This is a genomic window from Erwinia sp. 009765445 (assembly GCF_058137865.1).
In genome coordinates this window covers 55,542-72,563 of record NZ_JBYUWC010000018.1, presented here as the reverse complement: position 1 = coordinate 72,563, position 17,022 = coordinate 55,542, and the positions used below count along the sequence as shown (strand labels likewise).

Genomic DNA, 17,022 nt, shown 5'->3' with positions numbered 1-17,022 from the left:
ATCGATGATCGCCCTTTTTTATGCTTAACCGTCTGGTTTACTGAGGTTTTGGTTCGCCCATCGCCTTCAGTTTTTTCGACAGGTCACGACGCTCTTTCGACAGATCGGCATTTTTGATGATGTAGTCATCAACACGATCCTCGTAGTCACTGCGCATGCTGCCGATAATTTCCTGAATCGCTTCGATGCTCATGCCCGGCTTGATATATTCGCTCAGGTTATCCAGCAGCAGGACACGTTTCTGGTTATCACGAATCTTCTTCTCATTGTCGTGAATCTCGCGCTGCAGCTTGTTCTTGCGGCGGAACATCCGCACGAACTCCAGCACGTCCTGAAATGATTGCTTTGCATTTTCCATGGAGACACCTTTCATTTAGGCCTGTTCGCACAGGCGTCATTATCGTCGCTGTCAGCTTAGCGGCATGCCGCGGCCGATGGCAATGTAGAGTCGGACTGTCAGTATCTTACCGCGAAGCATCTTTGCCCGCAGTAAGTTGTTGCAAATCGCTTATTTACGCAGCACCAGCCGCATCAGATCGGACAGCCTCTCCAGCTGCCCGGCCAGTTCCAGATTCAGCCAGACGTAGCCATGGATCGGCGTCTCCACCAGCTCATCACTGTTCGATTCTTTGATCAGCTGGCGCAGCTCGCGGCTGATATCAGCCAGCTCTGCGCTGTTGGCCGCGATCTTCTCGGTGCTGCCTTCCACTATCGCCGTGGAGAGCGCACGCAAGGTGTTTTCCGTCATTTGCTGAGTGCGCCGCAGCGTCGGGGCATTGAGCATAATCAGGTGGCTCTCGCGGGAGGCCCACCAGGCATTCATCAACAGCTCCAGCGTGCAGACCATATTGCGATTAAGCGTCTGGATGCCTTCAAATACGGAACGCGGAGTGCGCGTCTCTTTGCTGGAAGGTTCAATCAGCGAACGCATCTTCACCACTCTGGTCAGCAGTTGCTGCATCGGACGACCCAGCCGCGGCTTCTCTACCAGATTAGGAGAGAAACCGGCATGATAAATTTTGGCCGTTTCCAGCAGCGAATCCGACAATTTTATCCGCCAGTGAGTATAGGCCTTTTGCGGATAGATACTGGTAAACAGCAGCGCCAGAATCGAACCGAGGATCACATCCCCTCCCCGCCAGAGCGCGGTGGTCATATCTCCCGGAGGTGCACCGCAAATCACCGCCAGCGTAATGCCAATCAGCAGCGCCATATATGGGTGTTTACCCAGCGTGAGGAAACCGCACAGAAACATCACCACCGTGCACCAGGCCAGCATCACCGGCATGGAGATCAATTCCAGCTTCAGCGCAATTAGCCCCGAGACCGAGCCACCAATCGTCCCACCAATCCTCTGCACTGCGCGGGGCAGCACATTTCCCCAGGAGGAGATGGGCCCCATCACCACCACCAGGGTGATCAGCGGCCAGGTCCCTTCCGGTATCGCCATCAGGCGCACCAGTAAAAAGGTCAGCACAAACGCCAGCGCAATCCGGATGCCATGGACCGTACGGTAATTGCGATAGAGGGTGAATTCGAAGGCCGATAGCGGCTTGTCGGGACGCAAGACTTTCTCCTGAGGATTTTAATCGCGTCGATCATACCCGATAAAAATCCCGGAAGATTGATTCTGTACTATTTTTTCTGCAGGAATTTTCCTGAAAAAGATAAGTAACAACGATAATTAACAATATACAAACAACAAGATTACACAACCCGGTCACCGGTGGCCTTACTCGACCTTTGTCACCGGCATATACAGCTCAATCTCCCACTTGCCGCTTTCCGAGCCGTCATTGAGATAGTGATCGAAGCACGGGCCTTCCGCTACGCTGTAGCCACTTGAAGGCAGCCATTGATCAAAAAAGGCGAGCCAGGGTTTGCCAAAATCGCCGTCGCTGACGTGGACCAGCGTCATGGCATAGGTGCCTCCAGGGATCTCGCTCAGCACCACGCCGTCAGCCTCATCCGGCAGCTCAAAGTCAGCGGGCACGCCAATCACCGTCTCTATCTCCAGTTGCTCAGGAGGCACTTCACGCGGATTCCCGTGATAAACGGCCATCCACGGCCCTATCAGCTGATGCTTTGAGGTCCAGGCGACCAGTTTACTAAACCCTTCAGGGGCTGTGTTTTCCCATGGACCGATCAGGTGATAGCCAGCTATCTGACAGGTCGAACGCTGCTGAATATTAACTTTCATTTTCGCCCTCCGTTTAAATAACTGGTTAAACATACAGCGGTAATCGGAGATATTCGAGAGATTTATTTTGGAGGGTTTTGAATTGCGAGACAGGCCGCAAAAGTACAGGCGATCCATCCCTGGATCGCCTGTAACTTAAATTACAGCTTCTGCTTGATGTAATCTTCAATACGGGTAATCACACCCGCTTCTTTCACTTCATTCAGCGTCACCAGCGGATAAGAAGCCAGCTGCTTATCGCCATCGACCAGCTGAATTGTTCCTACCTGCTCATGCAACTTCAGCGGAGCCTGCAGATCTTTGCGATCGATAACGTATTTCGCTTTAATCTTTTGCACCTGATCGCGCGGCAGTGCCAGATAGACATCGGAATCACTGCCGACTGAAACCTGATGCGGGTTACCGTACCAGACGTTTTCATGCCCAATCTCTTTACCGGCATGGAACAGCTGGATGGTATCGAAATTGTTCTGACCCCAGGTCAGCAACTTACGCGCCTGTTCTTCACGGCCTTTAGAGCTTTTGCCGCCCATCACTACCGCAATCAGACGACGCTGGCCGTCAACGCTGGAGGCAATAATGTTAAAGCCAGCCGTTTCGGTATGACCGGTCTTCAGGCCATCGACGTGCAGAGTTTTATCCCATAACAAACCGTTACGATTCTGCTGGGTGATGCCGTTCCACGTCAGCGATTTCTCGCTGTACATCTGATAGAAATCCGGCTCACCATAAATAATAGCGCGGGACAGCTTTGCCAGGTCACCTGCGGTGGTGTACTGCCCCGGTGCATCCAGACCGTGCACCGTTTCAAAATGGGTATTGGTCAGCCCCAACTTCTGCACATATTGATTCATCTGATCGACGAAAGCTGACTGGCTGCCAGCGACATAATCCGCCAGAGCCACACAGGCATCATTACCAGAATCAATGATTACCCCACGGCTTAAATCGCGCACGGAAACTTTTTCCCCTGGCTTCAGGAACATCAGCGAAGAGCCTTTGAATACCGGATTGCCCGCGGCCCAGGCGTCTTTGCCCACGGTGACCATATCATCACGGGTGATGCGCTTGCTGTCGATGGCGCGGTCAACCACATAACCGGTCATCAATTTAGTCAGGCTGGCCGGATTTCGACGCTCGTCGGCATTGCCCTTTGTCAGGATCTGGCCCGTGGTGGCATCCATCAATACCCAGGAAGCAGCATCAATGGCAGGAGAAGTGAGGGGAAATGCTATTGGATTTTCATCTGCGTGTGCCACTACGGCAAAAGCCAGAACCAAACTCATACTTGCAAGCTGACGCTTCTTCAACGGGGAACCCTCAATAATAATCTTGTGATAAAAAAACCAGCTTGTTGTACGGGATTCCCGGCCAGAGTGTGTTAATAAATTGCAAGAAAATATTAATTTTCAGCCGATTAGCACAGACGCCCCCTCAACTTAACCTTTTGGTTTGTTTGATACCATGCATTAACAATGCATTAAGGAAAATCTGATAAGTTTTACTTTAGGAACATAACACATTGTTTGTTATCACAAGTCTTTTACCCTCCTCCTTCAAAATACTGACTGAACAGGGGTAAAATATGTCTTCATCAAGGGGTTGGTCTACTGAACTGGAGGGGTTGCGAGGCATCGCATCACTCTGGGTACTGGTGGGCCACATCAGCTTGCTGATTCATTGCCATATCACGCTGATTTCGTCACCGGGTATCGGTGTTGATCTCTTTATTCTCCTTTCTGGCTACCTGATGGCGAAAAACTATAAAGAGCGCCAGCAGAAAGAACCCTGGCAGCATGCCAGTACCATCAGGAAATTCTGGATACGCCGATTTTTCCGCATCGCCCCTCTCTACTATCTGCTCCTGATCGTCGCACTGGTTTACGGCCCGTGGTTCGGTGAAATGCGTGACACTCTCGCTCATTTTTACTCTGGCACAGCGACAGAAAGCTCTCGTTATACCGATCGGTCACTGGCAAACATCCTGACTCACTTCAGTTTCCTGTTTGGTTTGCTGCCCGCTTACGGTTTTAACACGGTACTGCCAGACTGGAGTATAGGTTTGGAGATGCAGTTCTATCTCCTGTTCCCGTTCATCATGCTGGTAACGATGCGCTTTGGTTATGCAGCATCGCTGATCGGCATTATGGTGCTGTGCTGCGTGGGACGCTTCGTGCTGGCGGATTATTATGAAGCGTTTGAAATGCCATCGATGATCCTGATAAAGCTGAATATCTTTATTTCCGGTATGTTGCTTGCCGAAGCGGTCCGCCGGAAATCGCTGCTTTACGTCATGTTTGCCCTGTTTGGCCCCGTCGCCAGCGTGATTATCGGTCTGAAAGCGATTCCTCTGCAGGTAGCAATGGAAGTGCTGATGATTGTCGGCATGGCCGCCATTCTCTGGCAGCATGCCGAAGGCGGCCTGATGGCCCGCCTGATTGCCCTGCCCCGTAAGCTACTGAACAACCGCCTCAGCACCTGGCTGGGTGACGTGTCGTTCTCCGTTTACCTGCTGCATCTGCTGATTGTCATTCCAGCCATCGCCCTGCTGCTGACGCATACCAGTCTGAGCGGCAAAAGTGATATGGTGCGCTTCGCCACGGTCTGTGCTGTTTGTATCCCGATAACCTATGTTCTGGCGACTCTGCTGTTTAAGTTTGTGGAGAAGCCTGGAATTCTGGCTGGGAAGAAGGTGCTGGCGAACCGGCCTTTGGAACGGGATTTAGTGGGTTAAAGCCGTAATCCGTTTAGCCTCATGGAAGAGGCCCCCATGTCATTCCCCAGCCTGAGGGAAAAGACTTTATTTCCGCGATTTCGCCAGTTTTCTGCGAAATTTCTCAACATTTTTATCTACGGCAACATAAAGGAAAATCGAAGCGACTAATGACAGGCCAACAATAATAAACGACCAGACCCAACTCCCTCTGTGATTTGAAATTAATATTAATACTATAGGCCAGTGCGTCAGATAAATTGGATAACTCATCTCACCGATCAGCCTGTCTGCTTTGCTATTTCTTGTAGCATGAAAAACAGGAATAATACACAGTGAAAATATAAAATAGCAGACAATCAACACATAAGGATTATTGAAATACCTTAATGAAACTTCAATGACAGCAATAATTATCGCCAGCCCCAAAACAGATGCTGTAAGCGCATTTAATTTTTTTGCACATCTAGAGTTACGGTACTTTGTCCAACCAAAGTAAGACACCATGCCCATAAGGAACAACCAAAAATGATTCAATGCGCTTCGATGATCAAGGGGATGATGGAAGAACAAAAAATGTTTGACTGACAGATAATAAATTAAAGATAACACCAGAAGAAACACGACCACTCTTAACTTCCTGGCAAAAAAGGGGGCCACAATATAAAAACAAATTTCAGCCCCTACAGACCACATGTGTTGCATATGGGTAGCATTTATAATCGGAGGGATCGTTTTATAAAGTTCAGGGGTATTGATAAAAACGACATTCCCTGCGGTATCAAAGCCAAACCACCATAATGTCTCATAGAAAAACATCGTCAGTGATGAAAACCATACATATATAGATACTGCAGTTGATTGATAAATCTGGCTCCCCATAGGTTCTATAAACATAACAACAACGAGGAAAACAATAATATAACCCGGCCATAAACGAAGAAATCTGGCCAGATAAAAACCAGAAATATTACTTCCATATTTTTCGTTTAAGACCAAAGCCATATAAAAACCGGAAATCACGAAAAAAGCCATTACAGCAAGGTGGCCCGAAATACCCGGAGCCTGGATACCATTGTGTGAAATGACTACAGATGCAGCCAGAAAAAAACGTAACCAACCCATAGATTCTTGTTAGACTCACTGACAACTCAAAATTTTCGATGAGTCTACGCTACTTTCAACTTTCCTCAAACCGGTCACTCAATTTTTTAGCACTTGCGGCTCACCGTTCCGTCTACCACAAGACTCTTCTTACCGGGATAATATTTTGTTCAAAAAGCATGGCCATTGGGTATATAAAACGGTTTGTGTTAGAGTGAATGTTCATGATTAAGGATAAACGATCAGATTCGACAATATCTTTAGATTCATAGTGTTAACACAAGAAGTGGACAGAGATAAAGTGAAAAAAATCAGTAAAAAATCAACCTTCCTTTTCCACGACTACGAAACTTTTGGCAAAAGTCCGTCGCTGGATCGTCCCGCACAGTTTGCCGGGATACGCACGGATATGGATTTCAACATCATTGGCGAGCCGGAAGTGTTCTATTGCAAACCTGCCGATGACTATCTGCCTCAACCTGAAGCGGTGATGATCACCGGGATTACCCCTCAGGTGGCGCTGGCGAAAGGCATGAGCGAAGCCGCGTTCACCAAACGCATCCACCAGCTGTTCAGCGAGCCAGACACCTGCATTGTTGGCTATAACAACGTGCGGTTTGATGATGAAGTCACTCGCAATCTGCTCTATCGCAACTTTTACGACCCGTATGGCTGGAGCTGGCAGCATGGTAACAGCCGCTGGGATCTGCTCGACGTGATGCGGGCATGCTATGCGCTCCGGCCAGAAGGCATTGAATGGCCTGAGAATGATGACGGTTTTCCCAGTTTCCGCCTGGAACATCTGACCAAGGCCAACGGCGTAGCGCATGAGAATGCTCACGATGCGATGTCCGATGTGTATGCCACCATTGCCATGGCAAAACTGGTAAAAGAGAAGCAGCCACGGCTGTATGAGTTCCTGTTCAGCCACCGTAACAAACAGAAGATCACCACGCTGATTGATATCCCGCAAATGAAGCCACTTGTGCATATTTCCGGTATGTTTGGCGCATTTCGTGGTAATACCAGCTGGATTGCCCCGCTGGCCTGGCACCCGGTCAACAAGAATGCCCTGATCACCTGCGATCTTGCTGGCGATATGTCTCCTCTGCTGGAGTTGGATGCCGACCAACTCCGTGAGCGACTCTATACTCGTCGGGACGAGCTGGGCGATGCCGCTCCTGTTCCGGTCAAGCTGGTGCATATCAACAAGTGTCCGGTGGTGGCACCAGCAAATACCCTGCGCCCGGAAGATGCTGAGCGTCTGGGGATCGATCGCCAGCAGTGCCTTGATAACCTGGCACTGCTGCGCCAGCATCCGGAAATCCGTGAGAAGGTGGTCACGTTGTTTGCAGAAGCCGAGCCGTTCACCCCTTCTGATGACGTTGATGCCCAGCTGTATGATGGCTTCTTCAGCGACGCCGACCGAACGGCAATGAACATTATCTTGCAAACGTCGCCAGAAAATTTACCGGCACTGGATCTGACGTTTAATGATGGTCGTATCGAAAAACTGCTGTTTCGCTATCGTGCGCGCAATTATCCTGGCACGCTTGATGAAGCAGAGCAAAATCGCTGGCTGCAGCATCGGCGAGAAATGTTAAACCCAGAGCGTGTGCAGAACTACGTGCAGGAACTGGAAATGCTGTTTAATCAGTATGAAGGAAACAACATTAAAACAGGTCAAATAAGATCGCTTTTCGACTATGCAAGAGATCTTGCCAGTTGAGGCGACAACGTTATCTTCTCAATTTTTGTTTGATCAATAGTAGCTTATAAGGGATAAATCCTGCGTCAGGAAACCAGAGCCTGCGTAAAAAGTTATGCAGGCTCTGACATTTTACAGTCCGTTGAGTTTTCTAATTAAAAATTCTGAATGAAAAAGTCCCATCGACCCGCTTACCATCTACACTTGCCAGCCCTTCAAGGTATCGGTTGCCCCCTAAATCGGATATTCCCTGTTGCGTTCCCCGAAAGAGTGGGCTTTCAGTAAATGGTCCTAAAGCCCACCATGTAATGGCATTACCTGGTTTTCCGTCTGCAGACGTCAATTTCAGTTTATATTCACTGTGGGGGGAAAGAGGTAAACCATTAAAATCAAAAGTAACCCAATTGTTGTCCGGTATTTTACTCATCTCTAAACTGTCATCCCTCAAAAGGTGATCTTCAGATGAATAAATTGAAAGTTTAAGCTGTCCTTTATTTATTCTGTTGTATGTACCGAGATTAATCTCAACCTTGTTGAGACTACTGTTCTTAGCCGTAAATGTTTGTTCGAATACTCTGCCAGCGACTAACTCACCATAATTAGCATTGACCATTTCCTGGCCATAGAAGCCTTTCAGGAGCGGGGCATAAGAAGGGTAGAAGGAAAATATTAATGCCACACCGAGAAAACCATACACAACAAATTTCAGCACAGCGTTCTTCAGACTATCAAATGCTAACGCATAAATAGTGATAAAAAAGGGCAAGAAACCATAGAAATATCTGGATTGCATAGCACCCGGATAACCGGTTGCAAGGTGCATTCGATGAATCTCGCCGAAATAAAGGCACATATACAACACGTATGCACACCCGAAAACAGCAACGAGTCGCAAATATTTTCCACGAGTTTTGATTTGCTGATACACAGTTATGCAAAGAAATACCGGTAAAGAAGAAATTAAAATTACTAAAAGTTTTTCACGGTAGATAGTATCAATAAAACTTTGATGCCCATATGGATCGACTAATGTCCATGCATTTGAATGATAAAAAGCAACCAGATGTTCTTTAATGCCCATTCGTTCAGCATCTGGATTCATTTTTGCGAACCAAAAACTTGGATTTTCCTGTGCAGATGGAAAAAACTTACCAAAATGGTGGTGCATGAACCCATAATATAAAACAACTATTGACACTGAAAAAACAACAAGAATCCAATCCGCTTTATTCAATTTTATCAGAATAGATTTTACATCGCGAAAACTGAATACAATAAACAAACTCAATACACATACAATACCCAGAGTACCGGTAGCTTTTGTCAGTGAAGTTATTACACACCCCAGTAAAAACCACCTGATGAAATCTGATACTTTCTTCCTGTCACTATAATAAACAACAAATGAATAGAATGTAATTACACATCCAAGAATCATCAACGGATCATTATTTATCGAAGCACTCAAAATAATGAACATTGGGATGCATAGCACAGGCATGAATGAAAATAAGATAGCAGTTTTATTTACATTCATTTCACGCAACGATCTGTAAATGAAATAGAATGAAAGGCTTGAAATGAAAAAGTTTATGAACCTTAAGGTCTTAAGAGAAAAATCATGAAATAAAAATAACAACTTCCCTATGGTTCCGGATAGAATATAATACAATGCAGGATGTTCAAGGTAATTGAATTTTTCTGAATTGTATATCATGCCATGCAGATAATCAGGAAAACCATGATTCATTACATTAATGACAAACCCTAAATGAGCAGCCTCATCGGGGAACAATCCCAATCGAGTTGAATAATTATAACCAAAACAAAGCAAAAACAATATTATTAAAACAACCTTGAGAGGCCAATTGTTAAAAAAAAGAGAGGCATAACTGATGTGTTTTATTTTATTCATCATAAGTCAACTCACTCATATTATTCAGCTTCTTACCCATGAGATAGGAAAAAATAAAAAATAGTACATCACCCACAACAGTAACAATTCTACCCAGAAGAACCGCCAGCAACAATTCTGCATCTGGGATCTGGCGACTTAAAAAGAAAACGACTACAAGTTCTCTGATCCCAATTCCTGCAGGCGCACCAGGCATGACTAAACCAGCCAGCCAAGCTATTGTATAAACCCCACCTACAGAAAGCATCACCGGAAAATTAAATGTTCCGGCCTGGTGTAACTGATTCAAAATGACAGTAAAAATCACTGCAGAGGATATCAAAAACAGCATTTGAAATATCATTGCACGGCTTATATTTGAGTTAAATAAACGCATTAACAAAAATAAAATAGCGATGACGCTGATTGCCAACAAAAGCAAACCTGCCAGTAAAGGGAAAGCAGGGAAAATAAGATTTAAAACTAACCAACCAGCCAGACATCCTGTACAAGATATCATTACTAATTCAGCAATGTTAGATTTTAATATAGGTTTTCCTGGCAAATCTGCCGCCATGGCAATAGCCTGTCGACCCGCAATATGAAATATATTTCCAGGAACATACTTTCCTAATTGCGAAATACCATAGGCATATATAGTCCAATTTAACTTTGTGGAAATATGATAAAATTTCAAAATTGAGCGCCAGGCCATTACCAAAAAGATATTCGCTGCACCATAAAAAAAGCTTAGAGCCAAAATAATTAACCATGTAGTTATATCAAGATCACTCAGGTTGACACTATGCCAATATTGATTCAATTTTAAAATGACAAAAACAACACCACATATTGCTAAAAAAGAGCCAACATAGTGCAAATACGGCTTAACATCTCTTATTTTCGGCGGCATAACACCATAGTCCAGGGCAAAGGAGTATTAATCTGTACAACATCGAAATAACGGCTTACCAGTTCAATAAATGAACGTTTTGACCAGTGTTGGAGATGCCCTGGTGTATTTCCCAAATCGGACCAATATTTCCCACGTACAAAGTTGAGAACCCTCCATAAAGGCTCTTTGGGAACACTTAATAAGATATAATCAGTTGTTACTCTCTGAAGTGCTTCAAGACCGGCAAGGGGATCTTCCAGATGTTCAAGCACTTCGCAGCAAACAATAAGTTCTGCGCTATCTTGCTCTGAGTCCAGGTCATAAATACTTTTGGCTTTAAAAATATCTTCTGAAACACCCGCGGATTTTGCATTTTCTTGTGCTATTTCTATTACCTGATGCGAAAAATCGCACCCTCTTGCAGCCACACCTGACTGGCTCCATTTGGTCACCCAATAACCTTCCCCACAACCGATTTCATGGATGTTTTTTGCATTAGTTAATGAGACCAGTTGTGTCAACGAATCCTCAAATCCTTTCATCATCCATTTTACTATGGGATTACGTGCGCCATATTTGTCATAGGTATTGCCAACTACAATACCATCCTCAGTTTTACCGCCAGCTATTTTCATATTCATACTAATCTAAGTCTCATAATCATTTTGTTAGTTAACCTGAAAGCGATGATTAATTATCATCCGATGATTTAATCTTAGTGGGATTATTTTTTTCCGACTGAGCCATCTTAAATCTCAGATCTTCAAGTAGCTTTCTGTTAGCTGAAAGCAAGTCAGCGACAAACGCAATTAATAAGGTTTGGAACCCCATTCCCAGAAGGACTGAAGCGAGAATCAGAGACTGAATATGGCCAGATCCTTCGCCATCGAGATACGAAAAAAGAAAACGAAGTCCGATAATGAAACCAAGACTAAAAAGCACGACGCCAATTGTGCCAAAGAATCTGAAAGGTCGGTAAACGACAAAAATTCTTATGATGGTGATAATGCTACGATTGATGTATGAAGCAATACTTTTAACCAAGCGCGATGGGCGAAGATCCTCGTTTACTCGTACAGGAACTGAAGTAATAGCGATATCTTTTTGACCAGCCTGAATAATAGTTTCAAGCGTATAGGTATAATTACTGAAAACGATGAGTTTTTGTGCAGTTGCTCTGCTCATAGCCCTGAAGCCACTTGGCGCATCGGGTATATCAGTTTTACTTGCAATACGTACTACCCAACTACCCAACTTCTGAAGAAACTTTTTAACCGGGGAAAAATGCTCTATGGTCTGTACAGGGCGAGCTCCAATAACAAACTCTGCACTGCCGCTGATGATTGGAGCGGTCAACTGAGGAATATCATCCGCCTCATATTGATTATCAGCATCCGTATTGACAATGACATCTGCTCCTTTGTCCAGACAGGCATTGATACCTGTCATAAATGCTTTGGCCAGACCTTTGTTTACCGGATGTTTAACAATGTGATCAACGCCACATTCCCTGGCAACCTCAACTGTTTTATCCTGGCTACCATCATCAATAATCAGCCATTCAACACAGTTAAATCCTTCAACCTGGCGAGGAAGCGCCTTAAGAGCAATCGCCAGCGTTTCCGCTTCATTGTAACAGGGGATCTGAATTATCAATTTCACTAAGCTACTCTCTGTCATGGCAATTTTCGATTAGACGAAAAATATTCACTATCCTGATGATAGCTCAAACACTTAAGGTTAATCTTAACAAATATCCTGTAAAGATTAAGCCATTTTATTTCATGAGAAGTGAGTAACGCTTTGTTCTGAGTGGTAACCAGCCTGAATGAGTGAGCCGATACCTGATGGAACTGATGAAAACGACAGGAAGTTTAAGACTGTTATAAATAAATTTTACCGATTTTCATCGAAAATGCGCAGAAGACCTGTAAAAAAGGCTGGCCATGGAAAATGGCCAGCCTGAGAATATAAGGTATACCCTGAAGCTTACATCGGCTCTTCAGTACACTGCGGCACCGGGTTGCGGAAACTGCGCGTAACGAATGCCAGATAGATCAGGCCAATCGTGCCCCACACCAGGCCGAGGATCATCGAGCTCTCTTCCAGGTTAATCCACAACGCTCCCACCGTCAGCGCGCCGCACAGCGGCAGCAGCAGGAAGTTGAAGTTGTCTTTCAGAGTTTTGTTGCGCCCTTCACGGATCCAGAACTGTGAAATCACCGACAGGTTCACAAAGGTGAAGGCCACCAGCGCACCGAAGTTGATCAGCGCTGTCGCGGTAACCAGATCGAAGGTGATTGAAGACAGCGCAATCACGCCCACCAGTAACACGTTCAGCGCCGGAGTACGCCATTTGGGATGAATGTAGCCGAAGAAACGCTCCGGGAACACACCATCACGGCCCATCACATACATCAGGCGTGATACGCCCGCATGTGCAGCCATACCAGATGCCAGAACGGTCACGCAGGAGAATATCAGGATGCCAAACTGGAAGGCTTTGCCCGCCACGTAAAGCATGATTTCCGGCTGTGATGCATCCGGATCTTTAAAGCGTGAGATGTCCGGGAAGTACAGTTGCAGGAAGTAGGACACCACAACAAAGATCACCCCCCCAATCAGGGCTGTCAGGAAGATGGCTTTCGGGATCACACGACCGGCATCTTTCGTCTCTTCAGACAGCGAGCTGATGCCGTCAAAACCAAGGAACGAAAAACAGAGTATGGTCGCGCCGGTGATCATCGGTACCACATGCGCATTTTCAGACCAGAACGGCTTGCTGCTGACCAGCGTGCCGGCACCTTCGCCGTGAGCGACGCCATAAATGACCATCGCCATGATGGCAACCATCACCACTACCTGCAGCACTACAATCACGCTGTTGAAGTTGGCCACGGTTTTGATGCCTTTCAGGTTTGAAAGGGTCATAAAGCCCACCAGCATCACCACAAAAATCCACGACGGGATGCCTGGCACCAGCGCTTCAAAATAAATTTTTGCCAGCAGGATGTTGATCATCGGCATGAACAGATAGTCCAGCAGCGACGACCAGCCAACCATAAATCCGACGTGCGGACTGATGGCCTTCTGAGCATAGGTATACGCCGAGCCGGCAGACGGGAAGCGGCGTACCAGCTTGCCATAGCTCAGAGCAGTAAAAAGGATCGCGATCAACGCGAAAGCATAGGCCGTGGCCACGTGACCATCGGTCAGGCCAGAGACGATGCCAAAGGTATCAAACAGGGTCATTGGCTGCATATAGGCCAGGCCCATCATAACTACAGGCAGCAGGGTCAGCGATTTTTTCAGCTGAGCGCGCGGCTGGGCCGCAGGAGTCTGAGGATTAAGCGACATGATTCAGCCTCCCCATAGAGTCAACCTTTCTGGGTTGAACCACAGGGAAACTTCGCAAATTGCGAACGTTCTTTTTGATTGGGGTAACGAACTGGCAGGCGGGAGTAAAGGTATAATCTGCCGCGGCGCCGTAGTCGTCACGCAGGTGCTTGCCGGCTGCAGCCGGAGTAATGAAGTGTTGCCCCATCTTTCTTTTCCTCAAAAAGACACGTTAGTGTGTTTAAAGCGTGTATCTATCCGGTTCCGGACCGGCCTCTTGGATGTGATTATGTTTTCAGCCAAAAAAATAACCGGCGCATTATAAGCGTCGGTTATGGATATCATTTTGCTGGGGGCATATTCTGCACTACACGAAGGGAAGAAGACAAGAGGTTAAGACCTTCAGAGACAATTTCTTTACTTGCAGTCAAAGGGATAAGAAAGCGGATAACGTTGGCGCGCACACCGCAGGAGAGTAGAACCAGCCCCTGACGCCCGGCTTCCTGCACCAGCGCCTGAGTCAGTTCTTTCGCGGGTTTGTTACGATCCCGCCCTGCCACCAGCTCCATCGCCACCATTGCTCCCAGGCCACGGATTTCGCCAATGCAGTCGAACTCTTCCGCCAGGTGGTGCAGATAATTCACCACCCATTCCCCCTGCTGCTGCGCTTTGTGGTTCAGCTGTTCATCATCAATTAATCCAATGACTGCCAGCGCGGCAGCAATGCTAATCGGCGACCCGGCGTAGGTGCCGCCCAGTCCACCAGCCTGCGCGCGCTCCATCAGTGATTTCCGGCCGACAACGGCAGAAAGCGGGAATCCCCCGGCCAGGCTTTTTGCCATCGTGACGATATCCGGCTCCACACCGCTGTGCTCGATAGCAAACGTTTTGCCGGTACGGCAGAAGCCGCTCTGAATTTCATCAGCAATCAGCACGATGCCGTGCTCTTCACACAATTGACGCAACTTCTGCAGGAAGCTGGCCGGAGCCGCATAGAATCCGCCCTCGCCCTGCACAGGCTCGATAATAATCGCAGCAACGTCATCGGGTGCCACATCAGCTGCAAAGATCCCCTGTAGCGCAGCGATTGACTGCGTTTCAGTGATGCCGAGGTAAGCTGAAGGATAAGGCGCGTGGAAAATCCCGCCGGGAAACGGCCCGTAGCCTTTTTTATAAGGCTGCACTTTTCCGGTTAGCGCCATCCCCAACAGCGTGCGGCCATGAAAGCCGCCGCGAAAGGCGATAACCGCACTCCGGCCGGTCGCAATCCTCGCGACCTTGATGGCGTTCTCCACGGCTTCCGCACCTGTGGACATCAGCAGCGTCTGAGTGGCCTCCTTAATCGGCACCAGCGCATTTAATTTCTCAGCCAGTTCGACGTAGCTGCCATAAGGCGTGACCTGAAAGCAGGGATGCGTAAAGCATTCGAGCTGGGCCGCCACGGCCTGAATGACTTTGGGATGATTATGCCCGGTATTGACCACCGCAATCCCTGAGGCGAAATCGATGTAGCGCTTCCCTTCCACATCCCAAAGCTCAGCATTTAATGCCTTCTGAACATAAACTTGCAGGGAGTTCCCCACGCCGGGCGTAACCGCTGCTTCCCGTCTTGCCTGCCACTGCTGGTTCGATTGCGTCATGAGTCTTCTCCGGGATCAGGCGTTTTTCAGCATCCAGTCGATTTCCGTGGCGGTGATCAGCCGTTCAAAATGCATCAGCTCATGATGCTTGCAGCTGTGCCAGACAAAACCGAAACGCTCACCCAGTAACTTTTGCATCGGGTAGCTCTGCTCAAATTCATAAAGAGCATCGCTCTGGCGGATCGGTAGAGGATTGCCATCAGCTTCATGTCCATTGCCTTTCACCGCAGGTGGAAGAGGCAGCTGGTTGTCGATACCATGCAGAATACCTGCAAGAATAGCCGCCACCACCAGATAGGGGTTTGCATCCGCTCCCGCCACACGATACTCAACACGATGATTATCAAAATCACCACAGGGAATGCGCAGCGCCACAGTACGGTTGTTATGCCCCCAGGAAGCCTGCAATGGCACAAAAGCCTCCGGCAGGAAACGGCGGTAAGCATTAACGTTTGGCGCCAGCAGCGCCATTGAGGCAGGCATCAGATCAATCATCCCGGCCAGCGCCCTTTTCAGCAACGGGGAATCGCTGCCGTCATCAGTGATAAAAGCGTTGTGGTCCGCCGCATCCAGCATGCTGACATGCACGTGCATCCCGCTACCGGCATACTCCTCGTAAGGCTTGGCCATAAACGTGGCGTTCATGCCGTGGTTCTCAGCAACCTGACGGACAAGACGTTTAAGCTGAATGGCGTGATCGCAGGCGCTGAGCACATTACGGGTATGATGCAGGTTGATTTCGAACTGTCCGGGAGAGGCTTCCGCCAGCGCACCATCAGCAGGAATGCCCTGCTTCCTTGCCAGCGCGTCGATATCACTCAGCACGTCGGCAAAGTGGTCAAGATTATCGACGGAATAAACCTGGCTCTGCATGTTTCGCTCGTCGCTACCCGGCGCGCACGGAGGCTGAATATAGCCCTCCGGATCACGCTTTTTATCGACCAGATAGAACTCCAGCTCTACCGCTACCACCGGAAACAGTCCCCTGTTGCGCAATTGCTGCCACAGGTGATTCAGCACGTTCCGGGGTTCAACGTCAAAGGGAGTACCATCTTGATTGCGCATGGTCAGCAAGACCTGCGCCAGATGTTGAGGGTCGGCGGCAGAAGGGATAAGCGTGCCTTCGACGGGAATACAAATATTATCAGGTTCCCCCAGCGCCTGGCCTAAACCGGCTTCTTCTACGGTATTGCCGAGGATATCCATGGCGAACACTGAGGCGGGGAAATAGCAGCCTTTTTCCAGCTTGAGGAGACTAGCGACAGGAATGCGCTTACCGCGAAAGACACCGTTTAAATCGTTAAGAAGGATATCGACATACTGCGTTTCAGGGTGGCGTTCCAGATAAGCGTGCACTTCATGCTGGAACGCGCTGGTTCGTTTCTCTTCACTGTGCCTCGTGAAGTCTTCTACTTCTACAAGATTAGTCATGATCTCACCCGCTTCGTTAGTCGTTGTGCGTTGCTCAAAATAACAGCCACATTTCTAACATAGCGCCAACACAAAAAGGGATCAAATGTTACATTCAAGTT

The 17,022-nt window shown here is 47.7% G+C and carries 15 protein-coding genes; 3 read left to right on the top strand and 12 right to left on the bottom strand.

The genetic code is table 11. The features are described 5' to 3' along the window. Positions 1 to 37: 37 nt before the first annotated feature. The 4 genes from AC3Y5R_RS18825 to dacD all read right to left on the bottom strand — a co-directional run bounded on the left by AC3Y5R_RS18825 (position 38) and on the right by dacD (position 3,510). Entirely contained in the window at positions 38 to 358 is a 321-nt protein-coding gene (locus AC3Y5R_RS18825) for a DUF496 family protein (RefSeq protein ID WP_158783495.1), read from the bottom strand. A 150-nt stretch (positions 359 to 508) separates the two neighbouring features. Beyond that, on the bottom strand, positions 509 to 1,567 hold the full coding sequence (locus AC3Y5R_RS18820; protein WP_158783496.1) for an FUSC family protein: 1,059 nt from the start codon (positions 1,565 to 1,567) through the stop codon (positions 509 to 511). Between the two features lie 165 nt (positions 1,568 to 1,732). Beyond that, positions 1,733 to 2,200: a DNA gyrase inhibitor SbmC gene (gene sbmC / locus AC3Y5R_RS18815; RefSeq protein WP_489922590.1), complete on the bottom strand. Its 468-nt coding sequence runs from the start codon at positions 2,198 to 2,200 to the stop codon at positions 1,733 to 1,735. Positions 2,201 to 2,340: 140 nt separating this feature from the next. Next, on the bottom strand, positions 2,341 to 3,510 hold the full coding sequence (dacD, locus tag AC3Y5R_RS18810) for a serine-type D-Ala-D-Ala carboxypeptidase DacD (RefSeq protein ID WP_489922589.1): 1,170 nt from the start codon (positions 3,508 to 3,510) through the stop codon (positions 2,341 to 2,343). A gap of 275 nt (positions 3,511 to 3,785) precedes the next feature. On the opposite strand from dacD, the gene AC3Y5R_RS18805 reads away from it, so the two are divergent. After that, a complete protein-coding gene (locus tag AC3Y5R_RS18805) occupies positions 3,786 to 4,934 on the top strand; it encodes an acyltransferase family protein (RefSeq protein WP_489922588.1) in 1,149 nt (382 codons plus the stop codon). Between the two features lie 66 nt (positions 4,935 to 5,000). On the opposite strand, the gene AC3Y5R_RS18800 is transcribed toward AC3Y5R_RS18805, so the two are convergent. Beyond that, positions 5,001 to 6,038 carry an acyltransferase family protein gene (locus AC3Y5R_RS18800; protein WP_489922587.1) on the bottom strand — a complete coding sequence of 346 codons (1,038 nt, stop codon included), beginning with the start codon at positions 6,036 to 6,038 and terminating at the stop codon, positions 5,001 to 5,003. Between the two features lie 280 nt (positions 6,039 to 6,318). On the opposite strand from AC3Y5R_RS18800, the gene sbcB reads away from it, so the two are divergent. Continuing rightward, a complete protein-coding gene (gene sbcB / locus AC3Y5R_RS18795; protein ID WP_489922586.1) occupies positions 6,319 to 7,746 on the top strand; it encodes an exodeoxyribonuclease I in 1,428 nt (475 codons plus the stop codon). A 130-nt stretch (positions 7,747 to 7,876) separates the two neighbouring features. Here the strand turns inward: sbcB and AC3Y5R_RS18790 are convergent, their stop codons facing one another. From AC3Y5R_RS18790 to AC3Y5R_RS18770, 5 genes are all read right to left on the bottom strand, one after another. Continuing rightward, the gene (locus AC3Y5R_RS18790) at positions 7,877 to 9,643 is read right to left on the bottom strand and encodes an ArnT family glycosyltransferase (protein ID WP_489922585.1); all 1,767 of its coding nucleotides are present in this window, start codon (positions 9,641 to 9,643) and stop codon (positions 7,877 to 7,879) included. Further along, positions 9,633 to 10,532 (bottom strand): hypothetical protein, encoded by a 900-nt coding sequence (locus AC3Y5R_RS18785; RefSeq protein WP_489922584.1) that lies wholly within the window; start codon positions 10,530 to 10,532, stop codon positions 9,633 to 9,635. The genes AC3Y5R_RS18790 and AC3Y5R_RS18785 overlap by 11 nt, the downstream gene beginning before the upstream one ends. Beyond that, positions 10,517 to 11,155: a class I SAM-dependent methyltransferase gene (locus AC3Y5R_RS18780; protein WP_233268331.1), complete on the bottom strand. Its 639-nt coding sequence runs from the start codon at positions 11,153 to 11,155 to the stop codon at positions 10,517 to 10,519. The genes AC3Y5R_RS18785 and AC3Y5R_RS18780 overlap by 16 nt, the downstream gene beginning before the upstream one ends. Positions 11,156 to 11,204: 49 nt before the next feature. Then, positions 11,205 to 12,176, bottom strand: a complete 972-nt coding sequence (locus AC3Y5R_RS18775) for a glycosyltransferase family 2 protein (RefSeq protein WP_489922583.1) — start codon at positions 12,174 to 12,176, stop codon at positions 11,205 to 11,207. Between the two features lie 327 nt (positions 12,177 to 12,503). Beyond that, complete coding sequence (locus tag AC3Y5R_RS18770) at positions 12,504 to 13,871, bottom strand: APC family permease (protein WP_489922582.1); 1,368 nt, start codon at positions 13,869 to 13,871, stop codon at positions 12,504 to 12,506. Between AC3Y5R_RS18770 and AC3Y5R_RS18765 the strand changes: the two genes are divergently transcribed. Continuing rightward, entirely contained in the window at positions 13,870 to 14,175 is a 306-nt protein-coding gene (locus AC3Y5R_RS18765) for a hypothetical protein (protein ID WP_489922581.1), read from the top strand. The two genes, AC3Y5R_RS18770 and AC3Y5R_RS18765, sit on opposite strands and share 2 nt — an antisense overlap. 16 nt (positions 14,176 to 14,191) lie before the next feature. On the opposite strand, the gene gabT is transcribed toward AC3Y5R_RS18765, so the two are convergent. Together gabT and AC3Y5R_RS18755 are read right to left on the bottom strand one after the other, a co-directional pair. Beyond that, positions 14,192 to 15,490, bottom strand: coding sequence for a 4-aminobutyrate--2-oxoglutarate transaminase (gene gabT, locus AC3Y5R_RS18760; protein ID WP_489922580.1), 1,299 nt, complete (start codon positions 15,488 to 15,490; stop codon positions 14,192 to 14,194). Positions 15,491 to 15,505: 15 nt separating this feature from the next. Beyond that, positions 15,506 to 16,924, bottom strand: coding sequence for a glutamine synthetase family protein (locus tag AC3Y5R_RS18755; RefSeq protein WP_199257337.1), 1,419 nt, complete (start codon positions 16,922 to 16,924; stop codon positions 15,506 to 15,508). Between the last annotated feature and the right edge of the window lie 98 nt (positions 16,925 to 17,022).

Coding starts and splice junctions, on each gene's coding strand:
- AC3Y5R_RS18825 (WP_158783495.1), bottom strand. CDS start 358: ATGGAAAATGCAAAGCAATCATTTCAGGACGTGCTGGAGTTCGTGCGG.
- sbmC (WP_489922590.1), bottom strand. CDS start 2,200: ATGAAAGTTAATATTCAGCAGCGTTCGACCTGTCAGATAGCTGGCTAT.
- AC3Y5R_RS18805 (WP_489922588.1), top strand. CDS start 3,786: ATGTCTTCATCAAGGGGTTGGTCTACTGAACTGGAGGGGTTGCGAGGC.
- AC3Y5R_RS18800 (WP_489922587.1), bottom strand. CDS start 6,038: ATGGGTTGGTTACGTTTTTTTCTGGCTGCATCTGTAGTCATTTCACAC.
- AC3Y5R_RS18790 (WP_489922585.1), bottom strand. CDS start 9,643: ATGATGAATAAAATAAAACACATCAGTTATGCCTCTCTTTTTTTTAAC.
- AC3Y5R_RS18785 (WP_489922584.1), bottom strand. CDS start 10,532: ATGCCGCCGAAAATAAGAGATGTTAAGCCGTATTTGCACTATGTTGGC.
- AC3Y5R_RS18780 (WP_233268331.1), bottom strand. CDS start 11,155: ATGAATATGAAAATAGCTGGCGGTAAAACTGAGGATGGTATTGTAGTT.
- AC3Y5R_RS18765 (WP_489922581.1), top strand. CDS start 13,870: ATGATTCAGCCTCCCCATAGAGTCAACCTTTCTGGGTTGAACCACAGG.
- AC3Y5R_RS18770 (WP_489922582.1), bottom strand. CDS start 13,871: ATGTCGCTTAATCCTCAGACTCCTGCGGCCCAGCCGCGCGCTCAGCTG.
- gabT (WP_489922580.1), bottom strand. CDS start 15,490: ATGACGCAATCGAACCAGCAGTGGCAGGCAAGACGGGAAGCAGCGGTT.